This is a genomic window from Microcystis sp., from assembly GCF_048564745.1.
Lineage (GTDB): Bacteria > Cyanobacteriota > Cyanobacteriia > Cyanobacteriales > Microcystaceae > Microcystis > Microcystis ichthyoblabe_A.
The window spans coordinates 157,387-183,533 of the sequence record NZ_JBLZRT010000012.1 but is presented as its reverse complement, the minus strand read 5'-3'; the positions used below and the strand labels follow the sequence as shown (position 1 = coordinate 183,533).

The 26,147-nt window shown below is 43.3% G+C and carries 22 protein-coding genes and 1 tRNA gene; 12 read left to right on the top strand and 11 right to left on the bottom strand.

Going from position 1 to position 26,147, the window contains the following annotated elements; all coding sequences use genetic code 11:
• The first annotated feature begins 696 nt into the window (after positions 1-696).
• Genes cbiT through cobA form a run of 3 tightly spaced genes read left to right on the top strand, consistent with a single transcriptional unit; the run spans position 697 to position 3,819 of the window.
• Entirely contained in the window at positions 697-1,287 is a 591-nt protein-coding gene (gene cbiT / locus ACOCD9_RS02195; protein ID WP_002732225.1) for a precorrin-6Y C5,15-methyltransferase subunit CbiT, read from the top strand.
• A 42-nt stretch (positions 1,288-1,329) separates the two neighbouring features.
• Positions 1,330-2,247, top strand: a complete 918-nt coding sequence (locus tag ACOCD9_RS02190) for a phosphatidate cytidylyltransferase (protein ID WP_287700459.1) — start codon at positions 1,330-1,332, stop codon at positions 2,245-2,247.
• Positions 2,248-2,301: 54 nt separating this feature from the next.
• The gene (gene cobA / locus ACOCD9_RS02185) at positions 2,302-3,819 is read left to right on the top strand and encodes a uroporphyrinogen-III C-methyltransferase (RefSeq protein ID WP_419546254.1); all 1,518 of its coding nucleotides are present in this window, start codon (positions 2,302-2,304) and stop codon (positions 3,817-3,819) included.
• 134 nt (positions 3,820-3,953) lie between these two features.
• On the opposite strand, the gene ACOCD9_RS02180 is transcribed toward cobA, so the two are convergent.
• The 5 genes from ACOCD9_RS02180 to ACOCD9_RS02160 form a co-directional block, all read right to left on the bottom strand.
• The gene (locus ACOCD9_RS02180; RefSeq protein WP_419546253.1) at positions 3,954-4,355 is read right to left on the bottom strand and encodes an endonuclease domain-containing protein; all 402 of its coding nucleotides are present in this window, start codon (positions 4,353-4,355) and stop codon (positions 3,954-3,956) included.
• Positions 4,356-4,986: 631 nt separating this feature from the next.
• Entirely contained in the window at positions 4,987-7,365 is a 2,379-nt protein-coding gene (locus ACOCD9_RS02175; protein WP_419546252.1) for a GUN4 domain-containing protein, read from the bottom strand.
• Between the two features lie 240 nt (positions 7,366-7,605).
• Complete coding sequence (gene modB / locus ACOCD9_RS02170) at positions 7,606-9,444, bottom strand: molybdate ABC transporter permease subunit (protein WP_419546251.1); 1,839 nt, start codon at positions 9,442-9,444, stop codon at positions 7,606-7,608.
• Between the two features lie 3 nt (positions 9,445-9,447).
• Positions 9,448-10,245, bottom strand: coding sequence for a molybdate ABC transporter substrate-binding protein (gene modA, locus ACOCD9_RS02165; protein WP_419546257.1), 798 nt, complete (start codon positions 10,243-10,245; stop codon positions 9,448-9,450).
• 743 nt (positions 10,246-10,988) lie between these two features.
• Positions 10,989-11,933: a hypothetical protein gene (locus ACOCD9_RS02160; protein WP_419546250.1), complete on the bottom strand. Its 945-nt coding sequence runs from the start codon at positions 11,931-11,933 to the stop codon at positions 10,989-10,991.
• Between the two features lie 190 nt (positions 11,934-12,123).
• Here ACOCD9_RS02160 and ACOCD9_RS02155 point away from each other — a divergent pair, with 190 nt between their 5' ends.
• Positions 12,124-13,080, top strand: a complete 957-nt coding sequence (locus ACOCD9_RS02155; RefSeq protein WP_287700448.1) for a glycosyltransferase — start codon at positions 12,124-12,126, stop codon at positions 13,078-13,080.
• Between the two features lie 70 nt (positions 13,081-13,150).
• Here ACOCD9_RS02155 and ACOCD9_RS02150 read toward each other — a convergent pair whose 3' ends face one another.
• Together ACOCD9_RS02150 and ACOCD9_RS02145 are read right to left on the bottom strand one after the other, a co-directional pair.
• Entirely contained in the window at positions 13,151-14,344 is a 1,194-nt protein-coding gene (locus tag ACOCD9_RS02150; RefSeq protein WP_419546249.1) for a glycosyltransferase family 2 protein, read from the bottom strand.
• A gap of 9 nt (positions 14,345-14,353) precedes the next feature.
• The gene (locus ACOCD9_RS02145) at positions 14,354-15,289 is read right to left on the bottom strand and encodes a glycosyltransferase (protein ID WP_419546248.1); all 936 of its coding nucleotides are present in this window, start codon (positions 15,287-15,289) and stop codon (positions 14,354-14,356) included.
• A gap of 294 nt (positions 15,290-15,583) precedes the next feature.
• Between ACOCD9_RS02145 and ACOCD9_RS02140 the strand changes: the two genes are divergently transcribed.
• The 4 genes from ACOCD9_RS02140 (at position 15,584) to ACOCD9_RS02125 (ending at position 19,937) form a co-directional block, all read left to right on the top strand.
• On the top strand, positions 15,584-16,600 hold the full coding sequence (locus ACOCD9_RS02140) for an Npun_R2821/Npun_R2822 family protein (RefSeq protein WP_287700443.1): 1,017 nt from the start codon (positions 15,584-15,586) through the stop codon (positions 16,598-16,600).
• Positions 16,601-16,617: 17 nt separating this feature from the next.
• Positions 16,618-17,568 carry a glycosyltransferase family 10 domain-containing protein gene (locus ACOCD9_RS02135; RefSeq protein ID WP_287700442.1) on the top strand — a complete coding sequence of 317 codons (951 nt, stop codon included), beginning with the start codon at positions 16,618-16,620 and terminating at the stop codon, positions 17,566-17,568.
• A gap of 309 nt (positions 17,569-17,877) precedes the next feature.
• Entirely contained in the window at positions 17,878-19,023 is a 1,146-nt protein-coding gene (locus tag ACOCD9_RS02130) for a glycosyltransferase (RefSeq protein ID WP_287700441.1), read from the top strand.
• A gap of 281 nt (positions 19,024-19,304) precedes the next feature.
• A complete protein-coding gene (locus ACOCD9_RS02125) occupies positions 19,305-19,937 on the top strand; it encodes a Uma2 family endonuclease (RefSeq protein WP_419546247.1) in 633 nt (210 codons plus the stop codon).
• Between the two features lie 102 nt (positions 19,938-20,039).
• Here the strand turns inward: ACOCD9_RS02125 and ACOCD9_RS02120 are convergent.
• Positions 20,040-20,122, bottom strand: a tRNA-Leu gene (locus tag ACOCD9_RS02120).
• 73 nt (positions 20,123-20,195) lie between these two features.
• On the opposite strand from ACOCD9_RS02120, the gene lgt reads away from it, so the two are divergent.
• Positions 20,196-21,047 carry a prolipoprotein diacylglyceryl transferase gene (lgt, locus tag ACOCD9_RS02115; RefSeq protein WP_419546246.1) on the top strand — a complete coding sequence of 284 codons (852 nt, stop codon included), beginning with the start codon at positions 20,196-20,198 and terminating at the stop codon, positions 21,045-21,047.
• A gap of 12 nt (positions 21,048-21,059) precedes the next feature.
• On the top strand, positions 21,060-22,010 hold the full coding sequence (locus ACOCD9_RS02110) for a branched-chain amino acid ABC transporter permease (RefSeq protein ID WP_287700435.1): 951 nt from the start codon (positions 21,060-21,062) through the stop codon (positions 22,008-22,010).
• A 6-nt stretch (positions 22,011-22,016) separates the two neighbouring features.
• Here the strand turns inward: ACOCD9_RS02110 and ACOCD9_RS02105 are convergent, their stop codons facing one another.
• From ACOCD9_RS02105 to ACOCD9_RS02095, 3 genes are all read right to left on the bottom strand, one after another.
• Entirely contained in the window at positions 22,017-23,015 is a 999-nt protein-coding gene (locus ACOCD9_RS02105) for a Gfo/Idh/MocA family protein (RefSeq protein WP_287700433.1), read from the bottom strand.
• 271 nt (positions 23,016-23,286) lie between these two features.
• Positions 23,287-23,562 (bottom strand): hypothetical protein, encoded by a 276-nt coding sequence (locus ACOCD9_RS02100; RefSeq protein ID WP_419546245.1) that lies wholly within the window; start codon positions 23,560-23,562, stop codon positions 23,287-23,289.
• A 376-nt stretch (positions 23,563-23,938) separates the two neighbouring features.
• Positions 23,939-24,499: a DUF721 domain-containing protein gene (locus ACOCD9_RS02095; protein ID WP_419546244.1), complete on the bottom strand. Its 561-nt coding sequence runs from the start codon at positions 24,497-24,499 to the stop codon at positions 23,939-23,941.
• Positions 24,500-24,577: 78 nt separating this feature from the next.
• On the opposite strand from ACOCD9_RS02095, the gene ACOCD9_RS02090 reads away from it, so the two are divergent.
• Positions 24,578-25,468 (top strand): hypothetical protein, encoded by an 891-nt coding sequence (locus tag ACOCD9_RS02090; protein ID WP_419546243.1) that lies wholly within the window; start codon positions 24,578-24,580, stop codon positions 25,466-25,468.
• Positions 25,469-25,490: 22 nt separating this feature from the next.
• Positions 25,491-26,147, top strand: a complete 657-nt coding sequence (locus tag ACOCD9_RS02085) for a PspA/IM30 family protein (protein WP_419546242.1) — start codon at positions 25,491-25,493, stop codon at positions 26,145-26,147.

Sequence of the window (26,147 nt, the reverse complement as noted above, 5' to 3'; positions counted from 1 at the left end):
CCCATTTCTCCATTTTTTTGCTTACCTCCACCTTGATTCCTTCTTTCAAAACTATACCTATCAATCGTTTCCCCTTTTTTTAAGTTTCTTCTCTTTTTGTTAAGAAAGATCCGACTAATGGATAGCCTTATCAAGGGGGGCGGGGGGGATCGAACCTAAAATCCATTTTTAATTTAATTATAACCAGCTACTTAGAGTTATCGTTGATAAAACAGGAGTTAGTCTATGGTTTTTGGCTGACAGATGCTAGGAAGGTTGAATAGCCAGAGTATTTAGTAACATTTGATAGACAATACCCAAAGAAATTGATTAGGAAAATCTATGCTTAAGAAAAAGGATCATGACGGCCTTTCCCATAAAGATGAAGTGTAACCTAATTTGGTGTTAACGACCGACGACTGACCCGCCAAAACAAAAACTTCCTATCTCATCATTAAGATAAGCTGCCCGCCTATTTAAATTGCTTGTTGAGATGAGGCACTGTGGCACTCTTGCAACAGTAAAAGGATTGGGAGAGATTGACCTAATCTAAGGATAGGGGGTTAAAATACGTCTTAGCTTAATGACAGACAATAGCTTGTTAGAGCTATAATCAGGGTTTTATGCCTATAAAAGTCCCTGTTTACTTAATAAAGAAAATTTGACAGACTTATATAATAATGCTTGCTAGTGAAGCTTCTCGATAATTGATTCCCCATGACTTGGTTATATAAAACCCCCGGTATTCCCGATGAATTGTTTGAACGTTTGCCCGGGATTCCCCTGAGTAAACGCGAGGTGAGATTATTGATGATTTCCGCTTTGCGGTTAGGTGATGGGGGGGTTTTCTGGGATATAGGGGCAGGAACCGGCACTATTCCCGTTGAAATTGGCTTATTATGCCCCAATAGTCCGATTATTGCTATTGAAAGGGATGAAGAAGTGGCCAGTTTAATCCGGCGTAATTGCGATCGCTTTGGGGTAAAAAATGTCACCGTTTTTGAAGGCAGCGCGCCCGATTGTCTGCCCAATATATCCCTCGCCCCCGATCGCGTCTGTATCGAGGGCGGCAAACCGATTAAATCGGTCCTGCAAGAAGTGTGGCAATACCTGAAACCCAACGGCCGCATCGTGGCTACGGCCAATAATTTAGAAACCCTCTATCAATTTTCCGAAGGCTTTTCTAATTTACAGGCCCGTAATATCGAGATTGTCCAAGCGGCAGTAAATCGCCTAGAAACTAGGGGTATTCACCAAGTTTTTGCCGCCGTTGATCCCATGTTTATCCTGAGCGGCGATAAACTTTAATTGTGGATAACCTTCCATAAAGTTTTCTTAATCTATATAATTATGACAATGCCGCCTAATTTCTCTGGATTAACCATGCCTTGGCCACGCATTGTCAGCGCTATTTTTGCTATTGCCTTCGCACTGGGAATTATTATCGTTGGGGGTTGGTATTTCACCCTCGGCATCGGTGTTATCGTCTTTTTGGGACAATTAGAGTATTTTCGCTTAGTTCGCGCTAAAGGCATTGAACCGGCCGCTAAAACCACTCTCGTAGTTTCCCAATTATTACTACTGACGGCAACTATGGCAGCCCCCCTCACCGATGCCATGTTTCCCCTGGCTGGGGCGCTAATTTGTTTTTATCTGCTCTTTCAGCCTAAAATGGCGACAATTGCCGACATTTCCACCTCAATTCTCGGTCTGTTTTACGGTGGTTACTTACCCAGTTATTGGATTCGTTTACGGGTCGGTTTTTCTCCCGAAAGTGGTCCCGTGGCTATGGCCAGTAACTTACCCCTGATGGGATATTGGCCGGAATCGTGGATGGAACCGAAATTATTCCCGGCCGCTTTGACGGTGACTTTTCTAGCTTTCGGTTGCATTTGGGCTGCCGATATTGGAGCTTATATCATGGGAAAATGGTTAGGAAAAACCAGTTTATCGCTGATTAGTCCCAAAAAAACCGTGGAAGGTTCCTTTTTTGGCATTTTAGGCAGTATAGCGGTGGCCGAGGTGGGTGCTTGGTATTTAGATTGGCCCTATTGGCAGCTGACGGGCCTATTTTTGGGCTTATTAATTGGTATTGTCAGTTTATTGGGTGATTTGACCGAATCGATGATGAAACGCGATGCTGGGGTCAAGGATTCCGGCCAGTTAATCCCCGGTCACGGTGGTATACTCGATCGCACTGATAGTTATGTCTTCACCGCTCCCCTAGTATATTATTTCGTCACTTTACTGCTGCCCTTGTTGCGTTAGTAATTTGTATCTTCTCCAAGTGCTAGATTAAAGATTAAACCCAAATTTGCGATTATGTCAGGAGTCGTCTATCCCCGGGGTAAAGTTTATCTTCTCGGTGCGGGAATCGGTCAGAGCAGTTTTCTCACCCTGCAAGCGCGAGCAATTTTAGCCACGGCCGAGGTTTTGCTGTACGATGCCCTAGTGGATAGTCAAATCTTCTCCCTAGTGCCGAAAACCTGTGTTTTAGTCGATGTAGGCAAACGGGGAGGACAACCCGGGGCCGATCAGAATCAGATTAATCGGATACTGGTTAATTATTGTCAAGAGGGAAAACGAGTTATTCGGCTTAAAAGTGGTGATCCAGGAGTTTTTGGGCGAGTATATCCTGAAATGTTGGCCCTAAAGCAGGCAGGCTGTGATTTTGAACTGATAACCGGTATTTCCTCCGCTTTAGCCGCTCCTTTATTGGCCGGAATTCCCCTGACCGAAAAGGATATTAGTCGCTGTTTTGCGGTCTTGAGCGCTCACGATCCCGAGTCTCTCGATTGGTCAGCCTTAGCTAAAATTGATACACTTGTGCTATTGATGGCCGGTCAGTCTTTAGGGCAAATTATCGAGAAATTATACCAAAATGGGCGGAATATTCACGACTCGATCGCTATTATCCGCCAGGCGGGACGCAAGGATCAACAAATTTGGCGCGGCACTTTAGAAAATATTCTCGCTCAAACCGCCGGGGTGTCCCTCTCACCCTCTATTATGGTCATTGGTCAAGTTGTGGATCTGGCGATTATGTCCTCTCCCCCACCCCTAGGCGGTAAAACTATTGTTATTACCCGTGCCGCCGAGCAAACAAGTCAATTTAGCGAAATTTTGCAAAATCAAGGCGCAGAAGTCCTAGAAATGCCCGCTTTAGAGATTCGTCCCCCCGACCGTTGGCAAGGTTTAGACGATGCCATCGCTCAGTTAAAAGAGTTTGATTGGCTGATTTTAACTTCTGCCAATGCTGTTAATTTTTTCTTTGATCGCTTGACATTTTGGGGAAAAGATGCTAGGGCTTTAGCGACTGTAAAAATCGCCGTGGTGGGCAAAAAAACCAGCCAAGTTTTGCACTCACGGGGATTAAAAGCGGATTTTATCCCGGGGGATTTTGTCGCCGATGCTTTGGTAAACGAGTTTCCCGACCCGATTAAGGGGCAAAAATTCCTCTTTCCTCGCGTGGAAACGGGAGGGAGGGAGATATTAGTTAAGGAATTAACGGCCAAAGCTGGTCAGGTGACGGAAGTGGCCGCATATTATTCCGGATGTCCCGCACGCATGGATAGTGGCATCTGGGAAGCCTTTCGAGATGGGAAAGTCGATATAGTCACCTTTGCCAGTTCCAAAACCGTCCAGAATTTTTATCGGTTATTGCAACAAGAAACGGCAGAATTATCGGTTAATTCCCTCTTAGAAAAAGTTTGTCTGGCTTCTATCGGTCCGCAAACTTCAAAAACCTGTCAAGAGTTATTTGGTCGTGTTGATATCGAAGCGCGAGAATATACCCTAGAAGGGTTGACTAGCGCTTTAATCGAGTGGAGTAATACCTGACATTCTCATCGCCGTATTTGCGGCGGCCCGGATTGGGAGGATCAAAGCCCCTTATCAAGAAGGATCAAAGCCCCTTATCAAGAAGGATCAAAGCCCCCCTTATCAAGGGGGGTTGGGGGGATCAAAGCCCCTTATCAAAGAGGATCAAAGCCCCCCTTATCAAGGGGGGTTGGGGGGATCAAACTTCCAATTACTCCACAAACTCCCTCAAAATTACTCAAAACTTCTTGATTAGTAAAGCGGATTACTGTTAATCCATAACCTGATAAAATTTGGGTTCTTTCTAAGTCATAGGCTTGAGCATCTTCCCTATTATGACTATCACCATCAATTTTAATCACTAATTTTAATTCGGGGCAATAAAAGTCAACAATAAATTGATCAATCGGTCTTTGGCGATGAACTCTATATTGAAAATTGTTTAAGTATTCATACCAAAGTTTTCTTTCAGCTTTGGTCATATTTTTACGGAGTTCTTTGGCTCGTTCTACGAGTTTGGGATTGTAGGGTAGATGATGATGATTGGTTAATTCCATAAGCTTACTTTCTGGTTAGTCATGTTACCGTACTTAGCCCCCCTTATCAAGGGGGGTTGGGGGGATCAAACTTAACGTGATTGCAGTTTTATTTATTAAAAAAAGAAAGATTATTTTTCAACTAATAAGTTTAGCATATATAGCGTTTTCTGTTCGCACGAGGTACATTATTAATGTTGAAAAGCTTAATCAGCAAAGGTTTAACTGTGCCACCCAGGGGTGAGAACCGCTATAATATCCCTTATCAAGGAGTCGTAGGCGGGGGGATGAAACTTAAAGCGATTGCGTTTTTTTATTAAAAAATCAGGTGTTATTGTTGATAAGTTTTGCTGTTAGCAGGGGAATTTTGGGGGGCAGTTTTGAGGTTTGATCCCCCCAACCCCCCTTGATAAGGGGGGCTTTTTACTGGTTGAATTTAATCCCCCCAACCCCCCTTGATAAGGGGGGCTTTTTACTGGTTGAATTTGATCCCCCCAACCCCCCTTGATAAGGGGGGCTTTTTACTGGTTGAATTTGATCCCCCCAACCCCCCTTGATAAGGGGGGCTTTTTACTGGTTGAATTTGATCCCCCCAACCCCCCTTGATAAGGGGGGCTTTTTACTGGTTTAAGATGTATAAGTCTGTGATATATTACAGGTTACAAGTCTCTGCGCGAGAAAATAAATTTACTCTTCTCCTCAATCTATTAAATCTTTGTGTATCAAATAATTCTTCTGTAATAAATCCTATTTTAGGTAAATAGGATGTAGGTAGGTGTGCGTGTTTACTACTGTTTAATAAAAAAGTTAGCTCATCATAGCTCAACCAGTCTCCTCTCCTGCGCCAACCCACTTGGTTGGCAAATTTTTTATACACATCCCAATTATACTTCCCTGGGACACCACCGCAATCCAGCCAGACTTTTTTCTGCACAGAAAAGCCAAATTTGCCGCCGCTATTATCTACCCAGAGCTTATCAATCGTGCGTAACTCTTCACAGGGAAAGTTGTTAATGCTTTCTTCATCTAGCCAACCTTCATCTTCCCTTTTAGCAATTAACAACATTAACCGCATCGTTTCCTCATCGGCTTCGCGCCATTGGCCATTTTTCAGAAAGGTTTCTAGTTGGGTAAAGAGAGAAGTCTGTCGTTTTTGTTCTAAAAATTCCAAACCTCGACGTTTTTTAACAGGTAATTCTCGATAACATCGCTCCGCTAATCCCTGAGCTTTAGGATTATCTTCTTTATTATAAAAATGAACAATAAAATCAGTCGGATTAGTCAATAAAGTGGCATACATAATGCAAGCCTCGTACCAGAGATTTTGTTCCCAATTTTCCTTGAGTAAATTTTCTTGCTTTAACCGTTTAACTTCCAAAGCGATTAAATAAGACTGAAAAAGATTATGGGCAAACTCATAGTATTCATCTTTTTTCAAAATTAACTCGCTCACATGAATTAACCGCTCTACAAAATCCTTAGCCGAAGTGCTTTCAGGATAACCCAATTCCTGAATAAAATTTTGTGTAGAACTCAGTAATTCTGAATATTCAATCGTGGTTGTATTTCCCATTTTCAGGGCTAACTGTTGCAATACCAGTTGACGATGATTTTCCTCATTGTTATCTAAAATCATATCAATGCCCCTAGCTTGAGGGCGAGTGATCAATTGCAGATCAAAAATTCGGCGAAATAAATCCACTCGTTGCTGAGGTAATTTTTGTCCCGAGCCAAAGTTTGCCCGATGTAACTGTACTATCATATTCAGATTTAAGGGATTTCTCGCCAAGGATAATAGAGTAGAACTTTCCCCAGAATCATCGAGAGCAAATAACTGATTAATTAAATCCTTTGCTTTATTGTCGGCAGCTTCTTGTTTTGCTTTTAAACTTCTGCTAACTCTGGTTTCCTGCTCTTGCCAGAAATACCATTTATAGACAAAATCATGAATATTTTTATCGGTAAATTCATTAATAAACACCTTTTGCCGAGGTTTATGCTCAGAGCTAAACGTTTGATAGCCTTTCGGACGAGAAGTTAAAATAAAATAGTTTTGGCGAAAATCTTGCCACTGTTTGCCAATCCATTGACTGACTTTTTCGGCATATTCGGGTTTAACTTCATCAAAACCATCAAACATCACTAACATTCGCTGACGGGTTAAATGACTTTTAGCCCAGTTCTGAGGTAAATCTAATTCTTGAGAAATATCTTGTTTAAGATGTCGCTCAATTAAGGTTGGTAAATCCAATCCTTCTGTGGTGGTAATCACTTCCTGCCATCTCCGTAAACGTAAAAAGACAGGAATTAAAAAAGGTGCATTTTGTTTCGGTTGTTTTAGAGCGTAGTTATAGGCTAAATGACGCAATAAAGTTGTTTTTCCTCGTCCACCAGGAGCCAGAATTAACAACCGTAAATTTGTCCTCTTTTTAGCCCGTCGCAATAAATCCCAAATATCATCCCCCGTACCTTTAGACTCTTCTTCTGAGCGCAGTTCTAATTGACTCAGATCCAAATTAATAAAAATTTCTTCCAGTTCTGGGGTAGAAAAACCAAAGATTGCATCTTCAATCCCTTCAATATCATCATAACGACAATCTGAATCCCGTAATTTAATTAAATATTTCCCGTCAGGATTAGCTAATTGCCAACGTATTTTTTCCAGTCCTTTGTCTAGCCAAACAAAAAAGCTTAAAGCTGTACCTTTACCATGATTTTTACCTTTGGTTCTTGCTATTTCTAAAAACCCTTGACTCCAGGCTGATCCGTAGGTAAAAAAGCCCGTGAAGATAAAGGTGACTCCCCCGACAATAATCGCCTTAACCGTGTCATGTTGACTAAGCCAAGTTAAGCCGCCTGTAATGCTACCCCCGATAATTGGAAGGGAAGGAGCGGAGGTTCGGAGTTGATGGGCAACAAAAGCAGTGATTTTTCCCGTCCAAACTTGAGCCTGTTCCTTTTCCTGGTCAAAATCTGATTCTTTTTTCTCTTCAGATTCTGATGCTTCCGGCTTTGTGGTTTTATCGTCCATAAACCCCCTTTGATCAACCTCCTCTAATTATATTAGAACTCTATTGAAGATAGATTTTGGGTTCGATCCCCCCTGCCCCCCTTGATAAGGGGGGTGTCGATCCCCCCTGCCCCCCTTGATAAGGGGGTGCCGATCCCCCCTGCCCCCCTTGATAAGGGGGTGCCGATCCCCCCTGCCCCCCTTGATAAGGGGGGTGTCTGAAAATTTTTACACCTACCTACTTAGCATCAAAATCTCTGTTTATTTTAATAATAATAAACGCTGGGGAGATAAAGTAACAGTCCAAGGCAAAGCTTGCTCCTTAATTTCTAACCATTTATCCTTATATAACTCTGCTTGGATATGAAAATCGCGGTCGTGATTGGAGGGTTGATTAAGTTTCAGATAGAGAGTCACTCGATGGGGTCCTTCAATGGCATTAGCCAACCAACAGGGAAAAGTATTAATATCGCCTAAATCTCGACCAAAAATAATTTGATGGGCGCGAATTCCCGTATAGGCTAAATAGTCGGGAATTCCGGGGATGGTGTGTAATTTAACATCCCAATCAATGGCCTCCAATTGTTGATTATTGATGATAATAGCACGGGAAAAATTTTTACAGCCAGTAATCTTGGCCAAACTAACGCTATCTGGTCGCTCGAAAATTTTCTGTTTAGAATTATTAGCAATTGCTCGCCCTTTTTCCATAACTAATAAATTCTCACATATTCGATAGGCTTCATCCATATTATGGGTAACAAAAATTGTCACGCCATCGTAATTACTTAAAGTTTTGATCATCTGACGTTCTAATTGAGCGCGTAGATGGGTATCAAGGGCAGAAAAAGGCTCATCTAATAATAAAGCTTCCGGACGACTAGCTAAAGCGCGAGCGATGGCGACCCGTTGCTGTTGTCCCCCCGATAATTGATGGGGATAACGGTTTTCCATGCCGGGTAACTGCACTAATTCCAATTGGTTGGCAATCTGCTGTTTAATAACTTTTTTAGATAAGTTTTTGGGGAGACTAAAAGCGATATTTTCTGCCACGGTGAGATGGGGAAAAAGGGCATAATTCTGCACCACAAAACCGATACGACGCTGACGACTGGGGAGATTAATTCCCTTTTCGGAATCGAAGAGAATGCGTCCATTTAAGACAATACGGCCCCTTGAGGGCGTTTCCACACCAGCCAGCGATCGCAAAATCAGGCTTTTTCCCGAACCCGAAGCCCCTAATAGTCCTAATGGCTGATTTTGGCAGTTAAAAGTGACTGAGAGGTTAAAACCGGGTAAATATTTCTCTATATCGACAAATAAGCCTATTTTATCTCTATAATGATTATTTTCAGCTTCTAAAAGGGCAAAATCGCGACCCTCCTGGGGTGGCAGCCAGTCCTCCATCTCGTTAGGTTTGCTTTCTCCCGGTCGTCCTAATTGCTGTTTGCGTTGACTTTGCCAGAGATTAACGGCGATAATCCCCGATAGGGAGATTAATATGATAATAAATACCCATATCCAAGCCTCGGTCATCTCTCCTGCTTCCACAGCGAAGAAAATCGCCATCGGGATAGTTTGAGTTTGCCCCGGAATATTACCCGCTAACATCAAAGTCGCCCCAAATTCCCCCAAAGCGCGGGCAAAAGCTAGGGTTAATCCTGCTAATACCCCAGGGAAGGAGAGGGGCAAAAGTAGGCGCCAGAATATTTTCCCTTCCGATGCCCCTAGGGTGCGGGCAACCTGTAAAAGATTAGGATCCACCTGTTCAAAAGCGCCGAGGGTGGTTTTGTACATCAGGGGAAAAGCCACCACCGTCGCGGTGATGATGGCGGCATACCAAGTAAAAACGATGCGAAAATTGAATAAGTCTAATAACTGTCCTAATGATCCGTTTTTGCCGAATAGGAGCAGTAAAATGAAGCCTAGCACCGTCGGGGGCAAGATTAAGGGCGCAACGAAAACTGCCTCGATTAGGGATTTCCACCGTCCACGATAACCTAACATCCAATAAGCGGCGGCAATACCGAGAAAAAAGATGATTATCAGGGCAATGGTGGCGGTTTTCAGGGATATCCATAGGGGCGAAAAGTCTGACATTGTTTATCTGGCTATTCCGAAGCCGAATTTTTCAAAAATGTTTTTAGCGGCTGCCCTGGTGAGATATTGGGCGAAAGTCTTGGCAGCTTGCGGGTTTTTGCTGTCTTTGATTACAGCTATCGGGTAAATAATCGGAGAATGGAGATTATTGGCAGCCGTAGCCACTACTTTTACCCGGTCGGAAATTTTGGCATCGGTGATGTAAACAATGCCTGCATCGGCGTTACCAGTCTCTACGGCGGCGAGAACATGACGGACGGAGTTGGCCAAGACCAGTTTTGGTCTTATTTGCTCTAAAATGCCGATATTTTTCAAAACTTCTTCGCTGTACTGACCGACGGGAACGCTGCGCGGTTCACCCACGGCAATTCTTTGGACATTACTGTTAGTCAGGGAAGGAAAATCGCTGATTTTTAGGGTTGAATTCTTGGGAACGATTAAAACTAGGCGATTAGTGAGCAGTTTTCTTCTGGTACTTGTATCGATTAAACCAGCTTTTGCTAAAGCGTCCATTTGCTTAGTGGCAGCCGAGAGGAAAACATCGGCTGGCGCACCTTGTGTAATTTGCTGTTGCAAAGCTCCCGACGCACCAAAGTTATAGTTAACTTTAATGTTGCCCTGGGCTTTTTCAAACCCCGGCTTGATTTCTTCTAGGGCATCTTTGAGACTAGCGGCGGCGGAAACTAGAATTGTCTGGGTTTGCGCAGTGGCGATAGTGCAGGAAAAAAAGTTTATACCCAGAGATAATAAGCAACTAAGGACAATTGAGCCGATAAAAGCCAGAAAATATCGTCTTTTCATCAAGATTGATAGCAAGCGATCGATATTTATATTTCTATCACAACCAATCCACCGCCCAAAATCTGTATCTAGGGTTTGCGGCAAAAAGTTTTTCCTAGGGTGTGGGGTGTGGGAAGTCAGGATGAGTAGGGTTGGCTGAATATCCAGCAATTCTCATTTTGAAATAAATAGAGCATTAACCCCGATTTTGGAAGGCAAAATATAGTAGAAAGTGACTATTTTTCAGGGACAGGCGATCACAAAAAAAACAACTGGTGGGACAAATTAATTATAAATACTCAAGCAATCAAAGGGATTGGCTGAGAACGAACGGGGTTAATTCGGGAAGATAGTTCTGTTTTTAGAATAGGGAATTCAAGGGAAATAAAAATTTATAATTAAGTAGTCGTGCAAAATAAATTTCCTAGTGAAGAAAGGCAAAAGGCAAAAGGCAAGGGGGGGTTAGATGTGTGTAATTAATTTTGCTTAGGTACTTATTGTCAGCTAAGGTAAAATGGGTGACAGCACGTCAAATTATTCGGCTCTTCGTTACTTGTTATGGTTCGATAGGGGGGCATAAATCGACTAAATCCTTATCTGGCAAGAGACTTAATTGATTAGTTCGCTCTAGATAAAAAACAATTGACAAAAATCGCTAAATGTCTTTCTCTATAAGAGTTTCATTCCTTATAACCCTGTACGTTGCATCAGACAAACCGAAGAACCGCAATTTACTGTTCTGATAGCCTTGGGATGATTCAGAGCTAAACCCACAGGTCAAAAATTAAATCATAAAATCCTGCTTGTTTGGCTGGAAAATCGCCCCTTTCTATCCTAGCAATAATTGATGGTAAAGCTGCAATGAAAGCAGGGCTTCTCTCTTTCGGGTGTAGACTCCAAGCTCTAGGGTTGGTGAGGTTAATCCTCAGATAATCCGTCTGTTTGAGCTTCTCAGAAACCATAATTTCCCAAGAATCTAATTTTCCCTTTCCAGTCCAGATATTTAGGGCTGTTTTCATCCCTTCTGGCCAATTTTTTACAAACTGCTGCCGATATTCATTATACCAGATGATAGGCAGGGGTAATAACTCATCAAACCGGTTACATTTGAGCAAATATAGGCGACTTCCAAAATATTTAAATTCATAAAAACCTTGAGGATTTAATTTGCCCGTATCTGATTCAGAAAACTTACCATCAGAGGTGGGCGGTCCTGTCATAGGACGGACAAACATAATCCGAGGATTTGCTTCCATCAGATCAATTCCTTCAGCAATCCATTTGTAGCCTAGCTCTTGGTACATCATCATATCGCTATCAAAATGCAGCAGATAGTCACTCTGACATTCTTCTATCTTAAAAATCGAGCCAAGGATCGGATAGCCTTTATAGTTATGAGTAGGTTTTATGGCACTGCCGAAATGTTTTAGATATAGTCGTTCTTGATACTTGGCATCGTAATTAAAATCTACAATCCGGTCAACCACCCCCTTGTGCAGCAAAGTTTGCGCACATTGGCGTAAATCTTCCATCGTACCAATACCAGGACGATCAACTTTTTCCCCACTTAAAGCAGCCGTGTCTATGGCTAACACTTTTTCTTGAAAGGGAAAATTACACATCTTAACTATATGGGGGATAGTAAGCATCATAAATGGTAAGTCGGTCCGCGCTACAAAAAACCAAAGCGAACAAGTGGGAGATGCCATTAATCTTGCCTCTAACCATTTAGATATGGGACGGGGCTTATTATAACATCTTCACAGCTTTTTTTACCCCTTTTGGCAGTTTAAACCCCACCCCAGTTCCTAGTCTTATAGAGTTAGTTGACAAGACTGGGGTTTGTGAGGTAATTTTTTAGAAGATGCCCAACTCGGACGATTTATATCTAAGTATTTTATGACTTTCCCCTTTGTCTCGATTATTATTCCTGTTTTTAATGATGTAGAGCACCTGAAAACTTGCCTAGAAGCTCTTGAGCGGCAAATATATCCTACGGACGATTGGGAGATCGTTGTTGTCGATAACGGGCCCGATGATAGCATTAAAGATTGCGTGGCTCGATTTCCTCGATCCTCTTATCTGGTAGAAAGCATCCCCACGCAATTTGCTGCCCGCAACACGGGGATTAGGGAGTGCCGGGGTGAAATCATTGCTTTTACTGATGCTGACTGCCTTCCCGATGCCCACTGGCTGAGAGAGGGGGTAGAGGAGTTGGTCAATACTCCTAATTGTGGTTTGGTTGCAGGTCATATTGAGGTTTTTCCCGAAATCGAAGGCAAGGCCAATGCGGTTGAGCTTTTTGAGATGATCACAGCTTTATCCCAAGAAGAATTAGTTACGAAGATGAAATTTGGTGCAACTGCTAATATTTTTACTTTTAAACAGATTTTTGAAACCGTAGGATTTTTCAATCTCTCTCTTCCCTCGGGGGGAGATTTAGAATGGGGACGGCGAGTCAGTAGAGCAGGTTATCAAGTAGTTTATGCGCCAAAAGCCCTAGTCAAACATCCTGCTCGCAAAACTTGGCCTTCCTTAAGGTCTAGAACCATAAGGGTCATGGGGGGATTGCATCAGATCAATTTAATCAGTTACCCCCATCGGTCTAATTTAAACCGTTTCCGGGGCTTAATCCGTGATATTTGGCGAGATTGGCCTAACCTGAACGATTTTCTGGCTATCTACAAAGATGCCAGAATTCCCAACCAAAAGGATCGGATCAAGGTGGCCTTGGTTACTTTAGCAGTAAAGTGGACGAGGATTTCTGAGAAAGTTAGACTGTTTTTAGGGGGAGGATTAAAGACGGACTACAATAGGGATTTACAAGCAGTGGGTATTAAGTCAGAAAATATCTGATGTATAGGGGTTTTCCCTCGCCTGAAGTCAGTTCTTATACCCCCTCTTTAGGAATCGGCAGAGGAATTGTTTACGTCTTATTGGGGCTTGCCAGAGCTGATAACTTTTGTTTAATTTTAATCAGGATAGTTTTAATTTTATTCTTGAATAGATTAGAATTTTTGGTAGATATTTGAGTTTGGGTGATTAAATTTTCTGCTATCCTAATCCTCAACAACTTGGCGGTATCTTCAGAGATTTTATTTTCTAGGTAACTTAGCGCATTGCCTAAGGCATCATCTTGAAAATCTGGACAAAAAATGTTAGTATTTCCTTGCACTCGACTGACGAAAATGAGCCCCTTAATATAGGCAGTTGCTAGAGTTTCTAAATCTAAATCAGATGGCACAAAGTATTGCAAGATATCTTGGAGAGTCTCCTCACTTTCTGCCGCCGCTAAAGCGACACCATAGTTAAAAAAAACGGCTCGATTACGGAGCTGATTGTAGTAAGAAATATCAATGGGGGGATAGACGTTTTCTAGCTGAATCAGGCGCGGATCTTCCCTGGTTAAGCAATCCAAAACCTGTAAGATTCCTTTTAAGACCCTGAGTCCTTGCCGACTATGAGAGCTACAATTCTGACGGTATTGAGCTAAAAAATCAGGAATATGCAGTAATTTCTGACGGGATCTGGCGAAGCGAATCCAGATATCCCAGTCTTCACCCCCCGCAGTACCATCGAAATTGAACCAGCCTACTTTTTGCAGAGACTGCGAGCGCATCATGATGCCCGCAATCCCCCCCCAAGTATTGTGTTCCAGAATATTGGGCCAGCTAGGAACTTCACTTTGGTCGAGCTGGCCTAGTATAGTCTGGCCATCTTCTGCCACCACCCAAACGTTGGAGGCAACAGCGGCTGCTTCAGGGTTTTTGCTCAAGCTTTCTACACACTTAGCCATCATTGACGGAGCCAGCAGATCATCGGCATCTAAAGTGATTAGAAATTCGCCACGGATCAAAGTGCTGCCGTTTTTCCTAGCCGCTACTTGCCCCTGTCGCTCTTGATATAAATACTTAATCCGCTGGGGATATTTCTGGGCATATTGTTGGGCTACCTGATGGGTGTTATCGGTGGAGCCATCATTGATAATAATTATCTCATGGTTTTGATAAGATTGTCTCAAAACAGATTCCACTGCTTGAGCAAGTAGGTGTCCATGCTGATAACAGGGAATTAATACAGAAACTTTGCCAAGCTCAAAAGGGGAATCGTTCTCTAGCATATCTTGCACTTATAGGGGTTTAATCTCGGGTTTGCGTGATAAACCTTTGAGTTTTTTGCTTAGCCTACTTTTCCAAGTGCGGAAAATTGTTGTCAGGTGATCGCGGATCACATATTGCCAGCGCCAGGGCCAAGATAAATTCTTCAGCCTGTACTTAAGAAACAGATCGCGATTGGGCATATTTGGCCCGTGACCAAAGCCTGCCCAGTGGGTATATAGTATTCTTTTCCCATTTACCTTGTGAGTATTATCGGCAAACTCTATCTTGAATTTTGCCCACTCGGAGCCTAGATCGGGGATAGCCTCAGTAATGGCTTGGGTTTTCAGCCCCTTAATATCCACACAGTAGTTGACAAAGGGCTGGACAATACAATGGTCGGCAAAATGCTGTCTGATTGTGGCTGCTTGTTCAGCCAACTCTTGAATATCATCTAGGCTAAAAGCCCCCCGGGAAGAGATAAAAGAGCCTGCGTTGAAACCGTTTGCCCTATACTCTCGGATCATTTTATCTCTAAACTCCCCCTCTTTATAGACCTGATCGAATATACCTCTATAGTAGTACATAAATTCGACTTCAGAGTTGATATAGGTTCGGAACAGCTCTTGTAAGCTATCTAAAACAATAATGTCAGAATCTAGAAAGATAAAATGCTCTAGGGGTCCCCAGAAGATGGAAAAAATACGAAATCTGTGATTATGTATATCCTCGATACCCCTTACTTTTGCTCCCACTCCATCTAATAGCTCCAAGTTTATATCGCGATAAAAATTGAAATTGTATTTCTGAGAAATTTTACTGAGTTGGGATATATTATCATTAAAAGGTATAATATACAGAGGGCATTCAGGATCATAAGTCCTGAGACTTTCTAAGAAAGGAATCATCCATTCCAAAACCTGATCATTAGCTAAACAGTATATACCTACTTGTCCAAGCGTCTTCATGGGTAAGATTTATCAACGAGTTTACGCTATTCTACTAAGGGAAACTTTTCTTGTCAATGTCAGGGGAAAGGAAAATCCTGAACGCTTACGGCCAAGTAAATTGTGGCCAGGGCTACAAGTCCGTCAAGATACAAAGTTAGTATTTTGTTCCTTCCCTGTTCCCTCCTTTCAAGCCACGAGGACTCTAAGGACAGGCAAGATTTCAACCTAATTCGTTGCTAGGTCTTGCCGGAGCCGGTCTCTAAATCGGTTAACTGTGATATAAGTATTTTTAGATGCGAGCATGAGAAACTTATGAGCAACGGAATCTGTACTTTGGCTAATGATCGGGTTTACGATCAGCTAGTGGCTTTGCTGAATAGCATTGAGGCGAATGGGGGAAAAGACTTACCAGTCTGTGTCTACCCCTACGATGACCAAACCGAGGAAATTGCCAAGTTAATCGCTCAACGCCCCCAAGTTGAACTGTATCGCGAGCGGGAGTCGATGGAGAGGTGGGATAATTTTGCCAAGGCAGCCTGGGATTCCCATCCTACTGCCCGCCTCAGGTGGCAGCAAGCGGGAAGCAATGGCTATCATCGTTTTGGTACCCATCGTCGCTACTGTGCCTTTGACGGACCCTTTGACCGATTCCTCTATATGGATGCGGATACCTTACTTTTGTCTCCCATAGACTATTTCTGGGAAAAGCTAGACGATTATGATTGTGTTGTCTACGACTATCAGTATAAAGATACCTCCCACGTCTATGAAGTTAGTTCGCCAAAGTTACTGAAAATATTCTCCGAAGAACGGATCAAAAAAGAGATTTTCTGTTCAGGAATCTATGCTTCTAAAAAAAACTTATTTGAGGAAGAAAAGAGAAATTGGATTTTGGAACAATTCCGTTCAGGAGAGTCAGAGGTTATTTATCCCATGGCCCCAGATCAGACCCTTCTCAACTATATGATGATGAGAACAGGTACTTCTATATACAATTATGCTTTGAATACTCCTCCAGAAAAGAGAGTAGGTAACTGCGTTACCGATCCCAAATTTGTCGAAAAAGATAATTTACTGTATGACAAAGGATATAGGTTGATTTACCTTCATTATATTGGGATTTCCAGCAGTTTATTTACTAGATGTTGCCAGGGAGAAAATATAGATTTTCCCTATCGTAGTTTATTTTTATATTATCGCTATCTCTACGAACCTGAAAATTATCCTCAATTTAAATCCAGTCCCGTGTGGTACAATCAACCTAAAAGTTTAGGAAAAAGAATGAAGGAAAAATTACAGAGAATAGCCCGTAAAGTTTTTTCTAACTAATAATAAGGGGTTAACTTGTGACAGAAAAAATAGTAGGTATGCTCAGCAGCTATCCCAATTTAAATCAGGGAGATTGGCTATGGAAACAAACTCCTTATCCAATGGGAGTTTGGGGTAATATTTCCCTACAAGCTAACGCTCCTGAGCCAGATTACTTGTTGCTTTATCAGTTTGATTTTCCGCAACCAAAGAAAGAGCAAGACGGCTGGAAAAATTGGCTCAAAAAACCAGCAAAGCCACAGCTGGCACTTCCATCTATTTTGGGGAGAGTTCCCAAGGAACGCATTATCTATCTCTTAAGAGAACCGCCCTTACCGGAAGTGTTATCGACCAATATGGAAAATTACCGCATCGCCAGCGAGTATTGTGGCTATGTATCAGGTCCGGATGATTACGCACCTCAACCATACTATATGCCTGCCGACTGGCACATAAGCAACAGCTTTCGGGATCTGGCCGATTTGCCCTGTCCGGAAAAAATTCGCCTCTGCTCTTGGATTACCTCTGGAACTACCCGCACAGCCAATCATCGCCACCGTTTGGCCTTTATGCAGCTAATCAAAGATAACGAACTTCCTTTCGATTTTTATGGGCGAGGTTTGCCGGACTGGACGGGTTCGAGAGGCTCGGTACAAAATAAATGGAATGTCCTAGCTCCCTACTACTACAATCTAGCCATAGAAAACTACGCACAGAGCAGGTGGTATATCAGCGAAAAGCTCTGGGACCCGCTATTAGCTTGGTGTTTACCTATTTATTACGGTGGAGCGGATGCAGAGAAACTATTGCCACCGAAAAGTTTCTTACGCCTGCCCAGTTTGGATCAAAAAGGAGTTGATTATTTGCGAGAGGTCACTTCTAGTTTGGATGCTTGGCACGAAGCGAAAGAAGCGATCGCCGAAGCGAGACAAGTTATCCTGTATGAGCTGAATCTACTTAACTGGCTCTCTAATTTCGTGGTATCCTAAATGCCAATGGTTCTCTTGGGTTCTGCTGGCAAATCGGGCGTTGCTGAGTTGAGATATGAATCTTCTCTTGTGGGATTTTTAAAACCTAGACCCAAACTAACTTTTGGATACGATGCACAGTTGGCATTCATACCTTCATTCAGCAACCCCAATCGTTCTATATGATACCTATTAGCCGCAACCATGAATGCTCCTAAATCAGGACGAAAACCGGGACGGTAGGGACAGAATCTATTTTGTCGAGTACAGGATAAACAAGAGAGCCAAGCAATTGTTAAAACAACTCTTTCGTATATTGGTGGTTAAAAAATGCTGAAAAAAACTATTGGAGTCTATATGCCCTATTTTATGGGAGGAGGTGCTGAAGCTGTGGCTCTCTGGATACTAGAAGCCTTAAAAGAAAAATATGACTTAACTCTTTTCACCTTTTACTATCCAGACTGGGAAAAGCTAAATAAGTTGTATGAAACATCCCTCAGTCCCAAGGAAGTTAACGTTGTTTCCGTATTACCAAAAAGTTGGCAAGGCATCTCAGAGTTTCTCATCAGTAATAATCCTCATTTTCGTCAGATATCCATTCATTTAAGCCTGCGTTATTTAAAAGAAAGAGCCAAAAATTATTCCTTGGTGCTATCAGCTTGTAATGCGGCCGATCTAGGCGTACCAGGAATCCAATATATCCATTGGGTTAAAGTCCTTGAAGGTGGTAAAATACACCAGAATATGCCCTACCTAAATATCTCCAATTTTTCTGTAGATAACCTCAAAAAGAATCTATCTATTTCTAACTCTTTTGATGTAGCCAAAGCAGTCAAGGAAGTTTACGGGCTTGATAGTACCGTTATCTATCCTCCAGTGGTGATTCCTGTTAAGGATATTGCTCGGGAGCAAAAAGAGAATGCTTTTGTAATTAGCGGTAGGTTAACAGTAGATAAAAGTACAGATTTCGGCATTAAAGTCTTAAAAGCAGTGCGGGAGAGAGGATTTTCCATCAAACTCCATATAACTGGGGGCGCTGGGGGAGCTTTTAATAAAAAGTATCAACACTATATTGAACAATTGGTAGCTGAAAATTCCGACTGGATTCAACTGTATAAGGATCTTCCCTATGCAGATTATTGTAATATACTGTACAAATGTAGGTATGGTATCCATCCCAAGAAAGACCAGTTTGGTATCTCCGTAGCCGAAATGGTGAGAGCAGATATCATTCCCTTTGTACAGAAAATAGGAGGTCAAACTGAAATCGTCGGTAAGCACAATACAGAATTGCAATTTAACAGTATGGAAGAAGCAGTAGAAAAGATTATTGCAGTAATTAGTAATGAAAAGAAACAGGAAGAGCTTTTAATGTCCCTCTCCCATCAAAAGTCTCTTTTTTCATCAGAGAAATTTCAAAGGGAAATCAGTCAATTTGTGGATAATTATTTCTCTGACAACGTTTCCGAAACCTAGGCAAGAGATTCTAACGCTTGCACATATATATTATGTGGCTACATCATCCCAAGTCCACAGGCGTTTCGTCGGGATCATCTCACTGGTGCAATGATTATTAATGCTTAGGGCTGTCAAAAACTATAAAACCTTGAACTTTAAACACCAACTAAGTTGAGACCCGTAGTTTTTCCTCCTCTATTTTAAGATGAGTTTTGCCCCATAAGTGATCGGCCAAAACGAGAGGCGCGCTATATTGATCACTATCCTAAAATGGAAGCAGGGGATTTTTGCTTGAATCTATGACTGTAACACTGCTCGCACCACCGGCTGAAATAATTCACCTGTCCGGGATTAGCTGGAAAACCTACGAAACGCTGCTCGCAGAAATGAGCAATCGCCGTCTCCGGCTGACCTACAATCGTGGCAATTTAGAAATCATGGCTCCTTCGACCGGACACGAAAGATTCAAGAAAGTGGCGGGGCGATTTGTTGAGACAATGGCTGAAGAATCAGCAGTCTCGATTTATCCCCTCGGTTCTACCACCTTTAAACGCCCTCAATTAAGCGGTGCAGAACCGGATGAATGTTTTTACATTGATAATATTGAGGCGGTTCGGGGAAAAAAGCGACTGGACTTAAATGAAGACCCGGCACCGGATTTAGTCATAGAAATTGATGTCACCAGCAGTTCTCAAAATCGCCTTCAGGTTTATGCAGATCTAGGCGTGGCAGAGGTTTGGGTTTATAATGGGGAATCTCTGGTTATCCAACAATTACAAAATGGCACTTATATCACCTCCCCAACCAGTCAGTTTTTTCCTAATTTACCCATCTTAGAAATTGCTATATTTTTACAACAAGCTGGCCAGACAGATTACCTAGAGTTAGTAAAAGCATTTCGGAATTGGGTAAGAAGTCAGCTGAAAAAATAAATCTGAACCGGAGTCTCAAAAATGGAAATTAACAAGTTTCCCCTTTTGGGTCGTCGGTCGTCAATACCAAATCAGGTTACACCTCATCGACCCGAAGGTTAATGCGGATGGAGGGACTCGAACCCACACATCGAAAAGATACTAGAACCTAAATCTAGCGCGTCTACCAATTCCGCCACATCCGCAAATATGTCACCTTACCCTATCATAGCATAAGATACTATAGGAAAGATAAAATTTTTTATTCTTAATAATTTTATGCTCTTAGGTTTTGTCTTTCAGTCTCCCGGCCCCGTCCTCTGGGAGATCGGACCAATTTCGGTGCGCTGGTATGGATTTCTCATCGCTATGGCGGTATTATTGGGTGTCACCCTCTCCCAGTACCTCGCCCAAAAAAGAGCGATCAATCCCGATTTAATCGCTGATTTGGCCATTTGGTTAGTAGTGGGGGCCATACCTGCAGCCCGTCTGTACTATGTTCTCTTTCAGTGGCAAGAATACGCGCAAAATCCTGCTGATATTATCGCCATTTGGAAGGGAGGTATCGCCATTCACGGGGCAATTATCGGGGGTTTGCTGGCGGCCCTAATCTTTGCTCGCATTAATCGGGTTTCTCTTTGGCAATTACTCGATCTGGTGGCACCTTCAGTTATTATCGGTCAAGCGATCGGACGTTGGGGTAACTTTTTTAATTCGGAAGCTTTTGGCAGTCCGACTAATTTACCTTGGAAGTTGTTTATTCCTCCGGCTAGTCGTCCTTTAGAATATATCACCGTCGATTATTTTCACCCCACCTTTCTCTACGAATCTCTCTGGAATCTAGCAGTTTTTGCCCTACTTATCTATCTATTTTTCTGGGGGTTAAAACACCCTAGTAAATTAAAAATTGGCACCCTTACCCTAGTCTATTTTATCGCCTACAGTCTAGGTAGATTCTGGATCGAGGGACTACGCACCGATAGTTTAATGTTTGGGCTTTTGAAAATGGCGCAAATAATTAGTTTAGGAGCGATCGCTGTCGGTCTTTTCGGTTTATTCTGGTTATATAAACTGCAGCGTCCTTTACCGGATGTGGTGGCGACCGTCAGTTATAATCAAAAGTTACCCTAGCTAACCCCGACTATGGATCTAGTAACAATTTTTCAACAGGTTTTAAACGGTTTATCGATCGGTAGTGTCTATGCTATTTTTGCCCTCGGTTACACTTTGATTTTTTCCATTCTAGGAATTATCAATTTTGCCCATGGCGCAATTTTTACCCTCGGTGCCTATTTTACCTACGCTCTAGCGGGGGGAGTTTTCGGTTTTAATGGTTTATTAGCTAATGCCAAATTACCCTTTTCCCTGCCCTTTTTTTTGGCACTCTTGCTAGGCTGTATCCTTTCAGGTTTCACCTCGGTTCTTCTGGAAAGATTGGCCTTTAAACCCCTCCGGGTACGGGGTTCCGATTCTCTCTTAACTCTGGTTTCTAGCCTAGGGGCAGCCGTGGTGATTGTCAATGTCATTCAATACTTATTCGGGGCAGAAATTTATACTTTTCCCGATAGTATTTATGGCAATCTTCCCCCCGCAATTAATTTTGGTACAGCTGATCGCCCCGTGGCAATTCGCACAATTCAGATTATTATTTTTCTGGTTTCAGCAGTTATGGTGGCTTTGCTAACTTATTGGGTTAATTTCACCAAAATGGGCAAAGCTTTACAAGCGGTAGCTGAAGATGTCACCACGGCCAGTTTGTTGGGGATCAATCCCGAAAAATTTATCGTGATTACCTTTTTTATTAGTGGTGCCTTGGCAGGTTTAGCAGGAACTTTAGTCGGTTCTAGTGTTAGTATCGCTGGCCCCTATTTCGGTATTGCTTTCGGATTAAAAGGTTTAGGAGTGATCGTTTTAGGGGGATTGGGAAGTATCCCCGGAGCAGTAATCGGTGGTTTATTATTGGGTATTGCCGAAGCTTTTGTTCCCGCAGAATATTCCGGTTATCGAGAGGCGATCGCTTTTGCTATTCTCTTTATTATGTTGTTAGTTCGTCCCCAGGGTTTACTAGGCAGAAAGTTAATTCAAAAAGTCTAATTCGGTTTAATTAGCCCCGAGAAAAACTGTTTTTCCCGACAAGGAAGATTGATAGGCAGCGTATGCCACTTCTAGGGCATAAAGACTGGCTTGGGGAGTAACATAGAGATGAACCCGATCGAACAGATAATCTAGCACCATTGCGGTATCTTTGGCAAAAAGACCGCGACGGGTTTCCACTTCTAAAGCTTGGCTACCTTCACTATTAATTAACTGCCCTTTTTCCCCTTCAAAAATTAAGCTGCCCCCCTCCCCATGAATAGTGAAAGTTCGCTCATTTTGCCAAAAAACTTCGCCTTTGCCGTAGGTAACTTCAGCAATTAAGCCATTTTTAAATAATAACTGCGCCTCACACAAACAGGCTAGAAAATAATCGGATTCTGGAGCATTCCAATAACGACAATGACAGGATACGGACTCCACTTCCCCAAATAAATTAGTAAAGCGATGGATACGAGAAAGGGCAGCGATCAAAGGAAAACCGAATAAATCCCGATGAAATGTCCAGCGCCGGAGTGCTGGTCTGCCGGGGACGATCGTGGTATAACGGGCTAGGTGGATATTGCCGAGGCTGGCTAAATACTGCTGTTGGGTTTGATGCAGTCCCCCCAAAAGTTCAATATGTTCGACGTGCAGTAATTTGTTCTCGGTTTCGGCTAAGGTGATTAATTCTGCTGCCGCTGCCGGGTGAAAAGCCAGAGGATACTCGACGATAACGTGCTTGCCAGATTTTAAGGCAGTACGGGCGATCGAGGCATGGGCCTGATTAACGTTGGCAATGACAATCAGATCGAGATCGGGATGGCTGGCCAGGCTTACTGCCGAATCTAGGGCAGAAATTTGGTACTTTTGCGAGAAATTAGCGATCGATTCGGGACTATTACCACTAAAATACAGAAGCTGGGCGCGATCATCCGCTTGCAAGCTTTCAGCGCGACGTTGAGCGGCGAACCCTGTGCCAACTATACCAATTTTCAGGGGACGATGAGAAGTCATCAGGGGCATTCTGGCGACATTAATTATTGGGAAGTGGGGTGCGGGGTGTGGGGTGCGGGGTGTGGGGAGATAGGGGAATTTCAACTAATACCCCAAAACCCTAAAACCCCAACTCTCAACTCGTGAATACTTTCTACAGCAATTCTGCCTTTCCCAGCTTTATCTTGGCAATCAACTCATCTATTATCTCAAAAATAGCGCCCGAAAAGATGTGGGAGGGTGAATTCATATTTTTAATGGGCAACGCCAATTTTTTGCTCCTGTTTAGGCCCCGGATATTCTAAACCGCCATCGGTTGTCGGGGAGCATGACGACTAGGGGAGACCACCACGGGAGTTGGCGACACTGCACAGGTTAATTCTAGAGACTGTTCTAAACTAACCACCCGATTGAGTTGTTGCCATTCAGTGCTAAAAGGAGGCATCGCTAGAGCGCAGGCTTTCCAATGAGCTTCGACAGGAACATCTAGTTGTTGACAAGTGCCACCGCGCCGACCTTGGGTTTGATAGTATCGGCAGTATCGACAGGAAGAAGTAAGAAAGTTTGCGGCTTGCATGGTTTGGCTTTAAAAGGAAGATGATTATAGGGAACTCAAGGGATGACTCTCTTTTCGCTCTGTGTAATATTGTCCTACCCTGTGCCAAGGGGATTTTCCTGACTACCACAGCTAGGACTGATACGCCATATAGTTTTTAGTGATCCCCAAAAAAAATTTTGTTTTTAGAATCTTTTAATAGTTACTTTGCAAAAAGCAGCACTGTCTCAAAACAGAGGAGTTAAACTCAGTTGTGGCCGAGGTTATTGGGTCTAGTATCAGCAATAACAGAACGGGGATCAAGCCTTAGCCGAATAGAATTGATGAATACAGGTTCAATTAAGACAGAAAAGATCGGCCAATTGATTCCCGACTCAAAACCACTCTTTCCACAATACTATAAAAAAATTGAATCTTTTACCCCGCCCGACTGGGCAAAACAAAAAGCACAACATTGCCAACGCTCAAGCTCTCCGGAGGGACTGGGAGACTGACAACGAGGACAAATTGGCCAGGATCGGGTTCTATGACGTATTTTCTGGCTCCAACTCTCTAAACCGTCCGGTTGCTGGGGATTTTCTGGCGGTTTTTCTGGGGTGACATAACTAGGATGATCTTTAAGGGAATTAGGCGCGATCGCTTCTAGAGGAATTAACTGACTATCCTGCTGCCAACGGGCGGCAGAAAAGCGGATATCGCTCAGGGGAGTCTCTAACTGACTATTAAGCCGTTTTAATAAGCCATAGCGTTGTAAAGACAATTCCTGTGCTAAAGCGGCGCTACTGGTGGCCACCGATAAAACCCCGCGATTGAGGGAAAAAGGCCGGGTTTGCTCCAGCAGACGGGGATTAATAATTTTTGGCCATAATTGCAGCACTTGCTCATAGTGGCGATATTCTTCCCAACCCGCCTGTTGAGTGATAGCCGCCAAAATCTTGTCAAGAGAATGTAAAGACATCTGGAAAATCTAGAGAGTACCACGTTAGACTAGGACGAAAAAAACCCCTAACTTTTTAGCATAACCTTTAATACCCTCATGAAATCCGATCGATCCCCATCCTCCCAAGATTTGCCTCTCTCGATCGTCCATCAACCCAGTTCAGCCATCGATCCCGCTCCGCAACCAGAATACCTAGAAGCTGCTGTCATTAACGTCTATCCCCCAGCTAAAGATATCTTTTTTACCCCTTGGGGTATCCGGGCAATGGTGATCTTTTTGATTGCTAATAGTCTCCTTAGTCTCAATCAATGGTTAACCAGCACCACCCCCACGCCGAGGAAAGCTGAGAATTCCCCCCGCGAGCCGCACCAAAATAACTCCCGCCACCTCGATCGATTGATAGCGATCGCTCGTCCAGTACAGAAAACTCCTCAAACCAGTCCGATCGCTAATATTCCCGCTCCTCCCGTTAAAACTAGCCCGATAACTAACATTCCCGCCCCACCAGTGGTTCAGAGTCCCCCCAGAGCTAGAAATCTGACTAACGCCCTCTTACCCCCGAATCCGCCGCCCTCCCTGATGCCGGCCCATCAATTGCCCGTCAGTAAGATCAAGCAATCTTTACCCGTCGCCCCCCCGGATCCCGCTACCCCGCCCGTATCTTCCCTAGTTTCGGCACCACCGCCACCACCGCCCCAAGTCACCCCCGCCCCTTCGACTGCGATCATTAACGAACGAATGTTAGAGGAATTGCGCCAAAGGGAAGAATCACCCGCTAATTTACCCTTTTTTCAACGGGAAAAAGCCCGTCGTCTGGCCGATCAAAACCGACAGGATGCGGCGGAGTTAATGAAACAGTTACCGCCAGAATTACAAGTAGCCCCTTCTCCCAGTAGTCTGGCACCTTCAGAAACAGCCGATCCCCCCCAGTCCCCCGTCCCTAGTTCTATCATTATTGATAGGAGCGGCACTTCGGTAAACTACTAGGGTTGGTATCGGGAGGACGGCAATGGGTTTGTTAGATCGCATGGGCCAAGCAATTCGCGCCCAAGTCAATAGTCTGATTCAGGAAAATCAAGATCCAGAAAAACTGCTGGAAAAGGCGATCTTGGCGATGGAAGGGGAATTGATCCAAATGCGACAAGCCCTGGCGGCAGCTGTCGCTACCCAGAAACGCACCGAGCGCCAACGACAACAACAGGAAAAAGCGGCCCAAACTTGGCACGAACGCGCCCAATTAGCCCTACATCACGGTAACGAAGAACTCGCCCGCCAAGCTCTCAGCCAATGGCAAACCTATCAAAGTCAGATCGCCCCCCTACAAACCTCCCTGCAACAACAGACGGCTATTATACAAAAGTTAAAGAAAGAACTCTTGACAATTGAACGCAAATATGCTGAGATGAAAGCACAGAAAAGCCTTTATGTGGCCAGATTGCGATCAGCGAGTGCCAGTCAAAAAGCCCAAGAAATTATGGGCAGTTTGAACAGCAGTCAGATGGGGACTATTTTCGAGAAATTAGAAGCAAAAGTCTTAGAAGCCGAATCCCAAGCCGATTTAATCCAGTATAAAGACCCCTTAGAGCGACAATTCCAAGATTTGGAGGGACAAAAACAAATTGAAGCGGAATTACTCAAGTTAAAACAAGAAAAGTTGGATGGGTGA